The 11,398-nt window shown below is 51.8% G+C and carries 11 protein-coding genes, 2 pseudogenes and 1 riboswitch; of the genes and pseudogenes, 11 read left to right on the top strand and 2 right to left on the bottom strand.

The window, feature by feature from the left end; translation table 11 throughout:
- Positions 1-28: 28 nt before the first annotated feature.
- The 4 genes from bioF (at position 29) to uvrB (ending at position 5,195) form a co-directional block, all read left to right on the top strand.
- Positions 29-1,183, top strand: a complete 1,155-nt coding sequence (gene bioF / locus QZF50_RS20040) for an 8-amino-7-oxononanoate synthase (protein WP_001471254.1) — start codon at positions 29-31, stop codon at positions 1,181-1,183.
- On the top strand, positions 1,170-1,925 hold the full coding sequence (gene bioC / locus QZF50_RS20035; protein WP_000246805.1) for a malonyl-ACP O-methyltransferase BioC: 756 nt from the start codon (positions 1,170-1,172) through the stop codon (positions 1,923-1,925). Before bioF ends, bioC begins: the two co-directional genes overlap by 14 nt.
- A complete protein-coding gene (gene bioD / locus QZF50_RS20030; RefSeq protein ID WP_061892222.1) occupies positions 1,918-2,595 on the top strand; it encodes a dethiobiotin synthase in 678 nt (225 codons plus the stop codon). Before bioC ends, bioD begins: the two co-directional genes overlap by 8 nt.
- 578 nt (positions 2,596-3,173) lie before the next feature.
- Positions 3,174-5,195 carry an excinuclease ABC subunit UvrB gene (uvrB, locus tag QZF50_RS20025; RefSeq protein ID WP_000042533.1) on the top strand — a complete coding sequence of 674 codons (2,022 nt, stop codon included), beginning with the start codon at positions 3,174-3,176 and terminating at the stop codon, positions 5,193-5,195.
- A gap of 191 nt (positions 5,196-5,386) precedes the next feature.
- On the opposite strand, the pseudogene yvcK reads toward uvrB, so the two are convergent.
- Positions 5,387-6,295, bottom strand: a pseudogene (yvcK, locus tag QZF50_RS20020) (uridine diphosphate-N-acetylglucosamine-binding protein YvcK).
- Between the two features lie 264 nt (positions 6,296-6,559).
- Positions 6,560-6,704, top strand: a riboswitch (molybdenum cofactor riboswitch).
- Here yvcK and moaA point away from each other — a divergent pair.
- The 7 genes from moaA (at position 6,692) to QZF50_RS19985 (ending at position 11,154) form a co-directional block, all read left to right on the top strand.
- Positions 6,692-7,681 carry a GTP 3',8-cyclase MoaA gene (gene moaA, locus QZF50_RS20015; RefSeq protein WP_001295301.1) on the top strand — a complete coding sequence of 330 codons (990 nt, stop codon included), beginning with the start codon at positions 6,692-6,694 and terminating at the stop codon, positions 7,679-7,681. It overlaps the preceding riboswitch by 13 nt.
- Before the next feature lie 21 nt (positions 7,682-7,702).
- Positions 7,703-8,215 carry a molybdenum cofactor biosynthesis protein B gene (gene moaB, locus QZF50_RS20010; protein WP_000084639.1) on the top strand — a complete coding sequence of 171 codons (513 nt, stop codon included), beginning with the start codon at positions 7,703-7,705 and terminating at the stop codon, positions 8,213-8,215.
- Between the two features lie 2 nt (positions 8,216-8,217).
- A complete protein-coding gene (gene moaC / locus QZF50_RS20005) occupies positions 8,218-8,703 on the top strand; it encodes a cyclic pyranopterin monophosphate synthase MoaC (protein ID WP_000080885.1) in 486 nt (161 codons plus the stop codon).
- Positions 8,696-8,941 (top strand): molybdopterin synthase sulfur carrier subunit, encoded by a 246-nt coding sequence (gene moaD, locus QZF50_RS20000; RefSeq protein WP_000598613.1) that lies wholly within the window; start codon positions 8,696-8,698, stop codon positions 8,939-8,941. The genes moaC and moaD overlap by 8 nt, the downstream gene beginning before the upstream one ends.
- Position 8,942: 1 nt before the next feature.
- The gene (gene moaE / locus QZF50_RS19995; protein WP_000852287.1) at positions 8,943-9,395 is read left to right on the top strand and encodes a molybdopterin synthase catalytic subunit MoaE; all 453 of its coding nucleotides are present in this window, start codon (positions 8,943-8,945) and stop codon (positions 9,393-9,395) included.
- A gap of 136 nt (positions 9,396-9,531) precedes the next feature.
- Positions 9,532-10,236, top strand: a complete 705-nt coding sequence (locus tag QZF50_RS19990) for a Bax inhibitor-1/YccA family protein (protein WP_000373624.1) — start codon at positions 9,532-9,534, stop codon at positions 10,234-10,236.
- Between the two features lie 204 nt (positions 10,237-10,440).
- A complete protein-coding gene (locus QZF50_RS19985; protein WP_061892223.1) occupies positions 10,441-11,154 on the top strand; it encodes a Bax inhibitor-1/YccA family protein in 714 nt (237 codons plus the stop codon).
- A gap of 35 nt (positions 11,155-11,189) precedes the next feature.
- On the opposite strand, the pseudogene QZF50_RS19980 reads toward QZF50_RS19985, so the two are convergent.
- Positions 11,190-11,398: pseudogene (locus QZF50_RS19980) on the bottom strand (UPF0104 family protein); the annotation flags it as partial.

Here is an 11,398-nt window from a genome sequence, read left to right as displayed (position 1 = left end):
CTGACGAATATTACAACGCGGCAGCACTATGAGCTGGCAGGAGAAAATCAACGCGGCGCTCGATGCGCGGCGTGCTGCCGATGCCCTGCGTCGCCGTTATCCAGTGGCGCAAGGAGCCGGACGCTGGCTGGTGGCGGATGATCGCCAGTATCTGAACTTTTCCAGTAACGATTATTTAGGTTTAAGCCATCATCCGCAAATTATCCGTGCCTGGCAGCAGGGTGCGGAGCAATTTGGCGTCGGTAGCGGCGGTTCCGGTCACGTCAGCGGTTATAGCGTTGCGCATCAGGCGCTGGAAGAAGAGCTGGCCGAGTGGCTGGGCTATTCGCGGGCACTGCTATTTATCTCTGGTTTTGCCGCTAATCAGGCGGTCATTGCCGCGATGATGGCAAAAGAGGACCGCATTGTCGCTGACCGGCTTAGCCATGCCTCATTGCTGGAAGCTGCCAGTTTAAGCCCGTCGCAGCTTCGCCGTTTTGCTCATAACGATGTCACTCATTTGGCGCGATTGCTTGCTTCCCCCTGTCCGGGGCAGCAACTGGTGGTGACAGAAGGCGTGTTCAGCATGGACGGCGATAGTGCACCACTGGCGGAAATCCAGCAGGTAACGCAACAGCACAATGGCTGGTTGATGGTCGATGATGCCCACGGCACGGGCGTTATCGGGGAGCAGGGGCGCGGCAGCTGCTGGCTGCAAAAGGTAAAACCAGAATTGCTGGTAGTGACTTTTGGCAAAGGATTTGGCGTCAGTGGGGCTGCGGTGCTTTGCTCAAGTACGATGGCGGATTATCTGCTGCAATTCGCCCGCCACCTTATCTACAGCACCAGTATGCCGCCCGCTCAGGCGCAGGCATTACGTGCGTCACTGGCGGTCATTCGCCGTGATGAGGGGGATGCACGGCGCGAAAAACTGGTGTCACTCATTGCGCGTTTTCGTGCCGGAGTACAGGATTTGCCGTTTACGCTGGCTGATTCATGCAGCGCCATCCAGCCATTGATCGTCGGTGATAACAGCCGTGCGTTACAACTGGCAGAAAAACTGCGCCAGCAAGGCTGCTGGGTCACGGCGATTCGCCCGCCAACCGTACCCGCTGGTACTGCGCGACTGCGCTTAACGCTAACCGCAGCTCATGAAATGCAGGATATCGACCGTCTGCTGGAGGTGCTGCATGGCAACGGTTAATAAACAAGCCATTGCAGCGGCATTTGGTCGGGCAGCCGCACTCTATGAGCAACACGCAGATCTACAGCGCCAGAGTGCTGACGTCTTACTGGCAATGCTCCCACAGCGTAAATACACCCACGTACTGGACGCGGGTTGTGGACCTGGCTGGATGAGCCGCCACTGGCGGGAACGTCACGCGCAGGTGACGGCCTTAGATCTCTCGCCGCCAATGCTTGTTCAGGCACGCCAGAAGGATGCCGCAGACCATTATCTGGCGGGAGATATCGAATCCCTGCCGTTAGCGACTGCGACGTTCGATCTTGCATGGAGCAATCTCGCAGTGCAGTGGTGCGGTAATTTATCCACGGCACTCCGCGAGCTGTATCGGGTGGTGCGCCCCGGAGGCGTGGTGGCGTTTACCACGCTGGTGCAGGGATCGTTACCCGAACTGCATCAGGCGTGGCAGGCGGTGGACGAGCGTCCGCATGCTAATCGCTTTTTACCGCCAGATGAAATCGAACAGTCGCTGAACGGCGTGCATTATCAACATCATATTCAGCCCATCACACTATGGTTTGATGATGCGCTCAGTGCCATGCGTTCGCTGAAAGGCATCGGTGCTACGCATCTTCATGAAGGGCGCGACCCGCGAATATTAACGCGTTCGCAATTGCAGCGATTGCAACTGGCCTGGCCGCAACAACAGGGGCGATATCCTCTGACGTATCATCTTTTTTTAGGAGTGATTGCTCGTGAGTAAACGTTATTTTGTCACCGGAACGGATACCGAAGTGGGGAAAACCGTCGCCAGTTGTGCACTTTTACAAGCCGCGAAGGCAGTAGGTTATCGGACGGCAGGTTATAAACCGGTCGCCTCTGGCAGCGAAAAGACCCCGGAAGGCTTACGTAATAGTGACGCGCTGGCGTTACAGCACAACAGCAGCCTGCAGCTGGATTACGCAACGGTAAATCCTTACACCTTCGCAGAACCCACCTCGCCGCACATCATCAGCGCGCAAGAGGGCAGGCCGATAGAATCATTGGTAATGAGCGCCGGATTACGCGCGCTTGAACAACAGGCTGACTGGGTGTTAGTGGAAGGTGCTGGCGGCTGGTTTACGCCGCTTTCTGACACTTTCACTTTTGCAGATTGGGTAACACAGGAACAACTGCGGGTGATACTGGTAGTTGGTGTGAAACTCGGCTGTATTAATCACGCGATGTTGACTGCGCAGGCAATACAACACGCCGGACTGACTCTGGCGGGTTGGGTGGCGAACGATGTTACGCCTCCGGGAAAACGTCACGCTGAATATATGACCACGCTCACCCGCATGATTCCCGCGCCGCTGCTGGGAGAGATCCCCTGGCTTGCAGAAAATCCAGAAAATGCGGCAACCGGAAAGTACATAAACCTTGCCTTGTTGTAGCTATCCTGTATTTGGTTAAATTGCGAGCGAGATCGCGTCTTCGATTGACTGCAATTTAACCAATTAAATTCTAAAATAATCACGAAAAAAATTTTACTTCCGCCTCATGCGGCGAATGTGGGAATTGCCCAGGCGGCGGGGGATAGGGGCTGGAGACAGTTATCCACTATTCCTGTGGATAACCATGTGTATTAGAGTTAGAAAACACGAGGCAAGCGAGAGAATACGCGGCTTGCACGCGAATTGGCGTTAAAGACGGCTCAAAGAAATATCTTTTATTTTTTAACTGGTTAGATAAATGCAATGGCAGTCACTGAACAGGCATCTCTTGCCATAAAACTGTCATCACTCATCTTGACAAATGTTAAAAAAGCCGTTGCTTTGGGGATAACCCGGTAAGGCCGGAGTTTTATCTCGCCACAGAGTAAATTTTGCTCATGATTGACAGCGGAGTTTACGCTGTAACAGAAATATTATGGTGATGAACTGTTTTTTTATCCAGTATAATTTGTTGGCATAATTAAGTACGACGAGTAAAATTACATACCTGCCCGCCCAACTCCTTCAGGTAGCGACTCATGAGTAAACCGTTCAAACTGAATTCCGCTTTTAAACCTTCTGGCGATCAGCCAGAGGCGATTCGACGTCTCGAAGAGGGGCTGGAAGATGGCCTGGCGCACCAGACGTTACTTGGCGTGACTGGCTCCGGGAAAACATTCACCATTGCCAATGTCATTGCTGACCTTCAGCGCCCAACCATGGTACTTGCGCCCAACAAAACGCTGGCGGCCCAGCTGTATGGCGAAATGAAAGAGTTCTTCCCGGAAAACGCGGTGGAATATTTCGTTTCCTACTACGACTACTATCAGCCGGAAGCCTATGTACCGAGTTCCGACACTTTCATTGAGAAAGATGCCTCGGTTAACGAACATATTGAGCAGATGCGTTTGTCCGCCACCAAAGCGATGCTGGAGCGGCGTGATGTGGTTGTGGTGGCGTCTGTTTCCGCGATTTATGGTCTGGGCGATCCTGATTTATATCTCAAGATGATGCTCCATCTCACGGTCGGTATGATTATCGATCAGCGCGCGATTCTGCGCCGACTGGCGGAGCTGCAATACGCTCGTAATGATCAAGCATTCCAGCGTGGTACTTTCCGCGTTCGTGGCGAGGTGATAGATATCTTCCCGGCAGAATCGGATGACATTGCACTTCGCGTGGAACTGTTTGACGAGGAAGTGGAACGATTGTCGTTATTTGACCCGCTGACCGGGCAGATTGTTTCCACTATTCCACGTTTTACCATCTACCCGAAAACGCACTACGTCACACCGCGCGAGCGCATCGTACAGGCGATGGAGGAGATCAAAGAAGAGCTGGCCGCCAGACGCAAAGTGCTGTTGGAAAACAACAAACTGCTGGAAGAGCAGCGGCTGACCCAGCGTACCCAGTTTGATCTGGAGATGATGAACGAGCTGGGCTACTGTTCGGGGATTGAAAACTACTCGCGCTTCCTCTCCGGTCGTGGACCGGGTGAGCCACCGCCGACGCTGTTTGATTACCTCCCTGCTGATGGGCTGCTGGTGGTCGATGAATCTCACGTCACCATTCCACAAATTGGCGGCATGTATCGCGGTGACCGGGCGCGTAAAGAGACACTGGTGGAGTACGGCTTCCGCCTGCCATCAGCGCTGGATAACCGTCCGCTTAAGTTTGAAGAGTTCGAAGCATTAGCGCCGCAAACCATCTATGTTTCGGCGACGCCGGGTAATTACGAGCTGGAAAAATCCGGCGGCGATGTGGTGGATCAGGTGGTGCGTCCAACCGGATTGCTTGACCCGATTATCGAAGTGCGGCCGGTGGCGACACAGGTTGATGATCTTCTTTCGGAGATTCGTCAGCGAGCGGCAATTAACGAACGTGTACTGGTCACCACACTGACCAAGCGGATGGCGGAAGATCTTACCGAATATCTCGAAGAACATGGCGAGCGCGTGCGTTATCTTCACTCAGATATCGACACCGTCGAACGTATGGAGATTATCCGCGACTTGCGTCTGGGTGAGTTCGACGTATTGGTAGGGATCAACTTACTGCGTGAAGGTCTGGATATGCCGGAAGTTTCGCTGGTGGCGATCCTCGACGCTGACAAAGAAGGCTTCCTGCGTTCCGAACGTTCGTTGATCCAGACCATTGGTCGTGCGGCACGTAACGTTAACGGTAAAGCGATTCTCTACGGCGATAAGATCACCCCATCAATGGCGAAAGCGATTGGCGAAACCGAACGTCGCCGCGAGAAACAGCAGAAGTACAACGAGGAACACGGCATTACGCCGCAAGGCTTGAACAAGAAAGTGGTCGATATCCTGGCGTTGGGGCAGAACATTGCTAAAACCAAAGCGAAGGGCAGAGGAAAATCGCGACCGATTGTTGAGCCGGATAATGTGCCGATGGATATGTCGCCGAAAGCGTTGCAGCAGAAAATCCATGAGCTGGAAGGGTTGATGATGCAACACGCGCAGAATCTGGAGTTCGAAGAAGCGGCGCAAATTCGTGACCAGTTGCATCAGCTGCGTGAGCTGTTTATCGCGGCATCGTAACAGGATAGCGAAGAAGACTGATGACAAACGGAAAACAGCCTGATGCGCTACGCTTATCAGGCCTACATTTTCTCCGCAATATATTGAATTTGCGCGGTTTGTAGGCCGGATAAGGCGTTCACGCCGCATCCGGCATAAACAACGCGCACTTTGTCTTCAATAGGAAGCCGGAATTTTCCTTCGGATTTCCGTTAACCTAAAGCCTGTAACGCCTTTTCCAGCGCGTTATGTAACAACTGGCGGTCATGACGATACGGAATATCGCTGGCCTCCAGTACCTCCTGGATCACAATCCGCTCTTTCACCGCCGAGACATCCACTTTTGGCCCGACGATGACCGCATCAATGACCTTTTTACCAACATACTGCTCCATAATTGCCAGCTTGCTTTCCAGCTTCAAATTAGCCGCAGGTAAACTCAACTCACGCCCCAGATTGCCGATATAAACCATCGGCGCTGGCGTGCGGCGTAATGCCTGGGCGATTTCCTTCAGCAGCAGAATTGGCATCAGGCTGGTATAAAAACTGCCAGGCCCAATAATGATGAGATCCGCTTCATTGATAGCGTGAACCGCCTCACGCGTTGCGGGTACATTAGGCGTTAACAATAACTCTTGAATCGGCGTAGTTAACTGGTCGATATTGACCTCGCCGTAAACTTCATGCCCCTGATCGTCAATCGCCATCAGATCAACAGGATGCTCTGACATTGGAATCAAATGCGTATCCACTTTCAGCAGATTACGAATTAAATTGATGGCTTCCAGAGGCCGCACGCTAAGGTGATCCAGCGCCTTTAACATCAAGTTTCCGAGATTATGACCGGAAAGTTCGCCATTGCCACCAAAACGGTATTCAAACATCGCGGAGGCGACGCTCGGTTCCGTTATCAGCTAGTTGAGGCAGTTGCGCATATCGCCCCAGGCAATGCCGCCTTCTGAACGGCGAATACGCCCCGTCGAGCCACCATTATCCGTGGTGGTGACGATACCCGTTAAACGAGAACCCAAAGACGAAAGTGATGAGAGAACGCGTCCCAGTCCATGCCCTCCGCCGAGAGCAACGACACGATCAAGATCAGCCAGCGTACGATTGCGCATATAGTTTCCTGGAGTCAGATTATCCGCGCTACAGTAGCGCAAATTGCGGGGAAACAGCAATTAACCTGCCAATATTGAGGATACAAACTATTTTCTTCTACCTCTAAAGGACGATGCACGCTATGCCTCCCTGATGATGTATATCAAAGTAAAACCGCCATTTTCCCTTATTCTGTAGCGAAATAGCACGATCATGACGCTATATACATGATTACATAGCGAAAGTGTGGATGGTAAAAATCTCATTTACACGCTAGTATCGGCATAACCACTAAACACTCTAGCCTCTGCACCTGGGTCAACTGATACGGTGCTTTGGCCGTGACAATGCTCGTAAAGATTGCCACCAGGGCGAAGGAAGAAATGACTTCGCCTCCCGTATCTGGAAAGGTGTACATGGCTTCACAACTGACTGATGCATTTGCGCGTAAGTTTTACTACTTGCGCCTGTCGATTACCGATGTGTGTAACTTTCGTTGCACCTACTGCCTGCCGGATGGCTACAAACCGAGCGGCGTCACCAATAAAGGCTTTCTTACCGTCGATGAAATTCGCCGGGTTACGCGCGCCTTCGCCAGTCTGGGCACCGAAAAAGTGCGCCTGACAGGCGGTGAGCCGTCTTTACGCCGCGACTTTACCGATATCATCGCCGCTGTGCGGGAAAACGACGCTATCCGCCAGATTGCGGTCACCACCAATGGTTACCGTCTGGAACGCGATGTGGCGAACTGGCGCGATGCGGGACTTACTGGCATTAACGTCAGTGTCGACAGTCTGGACGCCCGCCAGTTTCACGCTATTACCGGGCAGGATAAATTCAACCAGGTCATGGCGGGGATTGATGCTGCATTTGAGGCCGGTTTTGAGAAGGTCAAAGTCAATACCGTGCTGATGCGTGATGTTAATCATCACCAGCTCGACACCTTTCTGAACTGGATCCAGCATCGCCCTATCCAGCTGCGTTTCATCGAACTGATGGAAACGGGCGAGGGCAGCGAGCTCTTCCGTAAGCATCACATCTCTGGTCAGGTTCTGCGTGACGAGCTACTGCGTCGCGGCTGGATCCACCAATTACGTCAACGCAGCGACGGTCCCGCGCAAGTCTTTTGCCATCCAGATTACGCCGGAGAGATTGGCCTTATCATGCCGTATGAAAAAGACTTCTGCGCCACTTGCAACCGCCTGCGCGTTTCCTCCATTGGTAAACTCCATCTCTGCCTGTTTGGTGAAGGCGGCGTTAACCTGCGCGATCTGCTGGAAGACGATACCCAGCAACAGGCGCTGGAAGCGCGTATTTCAGCGGCGCTGCGGGAGAAGAAACAGACCCATTTCCTGCATCAAAACAACACCGGTATTACGCAAAACTTATCGTACATTGGCGGCTAAAACGTCAAAAGGAGAGATCAGATGAGTCAGGTAAGCACTGAATTTATCCCGACCCGTATTGCTATTCTTACGGTTTCTAATCGTCGCGGTGAAGAAGACGATACCTCCGGTCACTATCTGCGCGATTCGGCGCAAGAAGCGGGCCATCACGTTGTCGATAAAGCCATTGTGAAAGAAAACCGCTACGCTATTCGCGCTCAGGTATCTGCGTGGATCGCCAGCGACGATGTACAAGTGGTATTGATTACGGGTGGTACTGGCCTGACGGAAGGTGATCAGGCTCCCGAAGCATTGCTGCCGTTGTTCGACCGTGAAGTTGAAGGTTTTGGTGAAGTGTTCCGGATGTTGTCTTTTGAAGAGATTGGCACTTCCACGTTGCAATCTCGTGCGGTAGCGGGCGTCGCCAACAAAACGCTGATTTTCGCCATGCCGGGTTCGACCAAAGCGTGCCGTACCGCATGGGAAAATATCATCGCGCCGCAGCTGGATGCCCGTACGCGTCCGTGTAATTTCCATCCACATTTGAAGAAATAAGTATGTCGCAACTGACCCATATCAACGCCGCTGGCGAAGCGCACATGGTGGATGTCTCCGCCAAAGCGGAAACCGTGCGTGAAGCGCGGGCGGAAGCCTTTGTCACCATGCGCAGCGAGACGCTGGCGATGATTATTGATGGTCGCCACCACAAAGGCGACGTATTTGCCACTGCGCGTATTGCCGGTATTCAGGCGGCAAAACGCACCTGGGATCTGATCCCGCTCTGTCATCCGCTGATGCTCAGCAAAGTTGAAGTCAATTTACAGGCCGAGCCGGAGCACAATCGGGTGCGTATAGAAACCTTATGCCGCCTGACCGGGAAAACCGGTGTCGAAATGGAAGCATTAACCGCGGCCTCCGTGGCGGCGCTGACCATTTATGACATGTGCAAAGCGGTGCAAAAAGATATGGTGATTGGTCCGGTACGTTTGCTGGCGAAGAGCGGCGGCAAGTCGGGTGACTTTAAGGTGGAAGCGGATGATTAAAGTTCTTTTTTTCGCCCAGGTGCGCGAGTTGGTGGGAACAGATGCAACCGAAGTGGCTGCGGATTTCCCAACCGTTGAAGCGTTACGCCAGCACCTGGCTGCGCAGAGCGATCGCTGGGCGTTGGCGCTGGAGGATGGCAAATTGCTGGCTGCCGTTAACCAGACGCTGGTGAGTTTTGACCATTCGCTGACTGACGGCGACGAAGTAGCTTTCTTCCCGCCGGTAACCGGAGGTTAAGATGGCAGAAACCAAAATTGTTGTCGGCCCGCAGCCGTTCAGCGTAGGAGAAGAGTACCCGTGGCTGGCGGAGCGTGACGAAGACGGTGCGGTAGTCACCTTTACCGGTAAGGTGCGCAACCATAACCTGGGCGACAGCGTCAAAGCATTAACCCTCGAACACTATCCGGGGATGACTGAAAAAGCACTGGCAGAAATTGTTGATGAAGCGCGTAACCGCTGGCCGCTGGGGCGCGTCACGGTGATTCACCGCATCGGGGAATTATGGCCGGGCGATGAAATCGTTTTTGTCGGTGTCACCAGTGCGCATCGCAGCAGTGCGTTTGAAGCCGGGCAGTTTATTATGGATTATCTCAAAACCCGCGCACCGTTCTGGAAGCGCGAAGCCACGCCGGAAGGCGACCGCTGGGTTGAAGCCCGGGAGAGCGATCAGCAGGCGGCAAAACGCTGGTAGTTTTTTGTTAGCCGGATAAGGCACCGCTGCGTCCGGCAATTTCACCGCTCAGTACATGCGTTTACGCTGCGTCGATGCACAGCCTCATCATTTTGCAGTATCCTTAAGATATTCCTTATATCTTCAGGAGATCGTCATGGACAGATTCCCACGTTCTGATTCAATCGTACAACCCCGGGCTGGCTTGCAAACTTATATGGCGCAAGTCTATGGCTGGATGACCGTTGGCTTGTTGCTGACCGCATTTGTTGCCTGGTATGCGGCTAATTCCGCGGCCGTGATGGAGCTGTTGTTTACTAACCGTGTCTTTTTAATCGGTCTGATCATCGCGCAATTAGCATTGGTTATTGTGTTATCAGCGATGATTCAAAAGCTGAGCGCAGGTGTAACGACGATGCTCTTTATGCTTTATTCGGCGCTGACGGGTCTTACGCTTTCCAGTATATTCATTGTCTATACCGCTGCTTCTATCGCCAGTACTTTCGTCGTTACTGCCGGGATGTTCGGCGCAATGAGCCTGTACGGTTACACCACGAAGCGCGATTTAAGTGGCTTTGGCAATATGCTGTTTATGGCGTTAATCGGCATTGTGCTGGCATCGCTGGTCAACTTCTGGCTGAAAAGCGAAGCATTGATGTGGGCAGTTACCTACATCGGCGTGATTGTCTTTGTCGGATTGACGGCGTATGACACTCAGAAATTGAAAAATATGGGTGAGCAGATTGATACCCGCGACACGTCGAACCTGCGCAAATATTCCATTCTTGGCGCGTTAACCTTGTATCTGGACTTCATCAACCTGTTCCTGATGTTGCTGCGAATTTTTGGCAACCGCCGTTAATTCTTTTTCACCATCAATATCCCGGCCATGTGTCGGGATTTTTTTTCTTACTAAAAACGACACTTAACAAGTACCAGGTATAAAATACGCCTTATGGCGAGCGGAAGCGTTTTCCGTATCCATAAATACAAAAGTATTTTGTATGCGTGGTTTTAAATTTATTGATGGTGAATATTAATATTTTTTCTAAGGACAACTAAAAGAATGGAATCATACTCACAAAACAGCAATAAATTAGATTTTCAGCACGAGACCAGGATATTAAACGGTATATGGCTCATTACCGCTTTAGGTTTGGTGGCAACCGCAGGACTGGCCTGGGGAGCTAAGTATCTCGAAATTACGGCAACCAAATATGATTCACCAACAATGTATGTCGCCATAGGGTTATTATTAGTTTGTATGTATGGCTTAAGTAAGGATATCAACAAGATAAATGCCGTCATCGCAGGCGTAATATATCTGTTTTTACTCTCTTTGGTGGCGATTGTCGTTGCAAGTTTAGCTCCTGTACCTGCCATTATCGTCGTGTTCAGCACTGCGGGCGCGATGTTTTTAATCAGTATGCTGGCCGGTTTATTATTTAATGTTGATCCTGGTTCTCACCATTTTATCATTATGATGACGTTGACAGGGTTGGCCCTGGTGATCATCATGAATGCCGCATTAATGAGTGAACGACCCGTTTGGGTAATAAGTTGCTTAATGATTGTGTTATGGTCAGGCATTATCTCGCATGGACGAAATAAGCTCCTTGAATTGGCGGGGAAATGCCATAGTGAAGAGTTGTGGAGTCCGGTTCGTTGCGCTGTTACAGGTGCATTAACACTCTATTACTATTTTATCGGCTTCTTTGGGATACTTGCCGCGATAGCTATAACGCTTGTCTGGCAAAGGCATACGCGTTTTTTTCATTAGTCGTAAATGCAGATACTAAAGAACTTAACTAAACTTCACATCGCCGCTTCATTTTTCGCCCGTAGCTTCTTCGCCTGGCTTTCCAGTAGCAGGTAACAGATCAGCGCCAGCAGCAGCGGGATAAAGTAATACAGGACGCGATAAGCGAGCAGGGCGGCGATAATGCTCCCTTTCGAGGTATGCTCCCCAGCCAGTAGTGCGATAAACACCGCTTCCAGCACACCGATCCCCGCCGGAATATGCA

The organism is uncultured Escherichia sp., from assembly GCF_948475835.1.
Classification (GTDB): Bacteria; Pseudomonadota; Gammaproteobacteria; order Enterobacterales; family Enterobacteriaceae; genus ECMA0423.
This window is presented reverse-complemented; position numbering and strand designations above follow the sequence as displayed.

Bases quoted from the DNA above. Each gene is read 5' to 3' on its own strand.
- bioF (WP_001471254.1), top strand. From the start codon at position 29: ATGAGCTGGCAGGAGAAAATCAACGCGGCGCTCGATGCGCGGCGTGCT.
- bioC (WP_000246805.1), top strand. From the start codon at position 1,170: ATGGCAACGGTTAATAAACAAGCCATTGCAGCGGCATTTGGTCGGGCA.
- uvrB (WP_000042533.1), top strand. From the start codon at position 3,174: ATGAGTAAACCGTTCAAACTGAATTCCGCTTTTAAACCTTCTGGCGAT.
- moaA (WP_001295301.1), top strand. From the start codon at position 6,692: ATGGCTTCACAACTGACTGATGCATTTGCGCGTAAGTTTTACTACTTG.
- moaB (WP_000084639.1), top strand. From the start codon at position 7,703: ATGAGTCAGGTAAGCACTGAATTTATCCCGACCCGTATTGCTATTCTT.
- moaC (WP_000080885.1), top strand. From the start codon at position 8,218: ATGTCGCAACTGACCCATATCAACGCCGCTGGCGAAGCGCACATGGTG.
- moaD (WP_000598613.1), top strand. From the start codon at position 8,696: ATGATTAAAGTTCTTTTTTTCGCCCAGGTGCGCGAGTTGGTGGGAACA.
- moaE (WP_000852287.1), top strand. From the start codon at position 8,943: ATGGCAGAAACCAAAATTGTTGTCGGCCCGCAGCCGTTCAGCGTAGGA.
- QZF50_RS19990 (WP_000373624.1), top strand. From the start codon at position 9,532: ATGGACAGATTCCCACGTTCTGATTCAATCGTACAACCCCGGGCTGGC.
- QZF50_RS19985 (WP_061892223.1), top strand. From the start codon at position 10,441: ATGGAATCATACTCACAAAACAGCAATAAATTAGATTTTCAGCACGAG.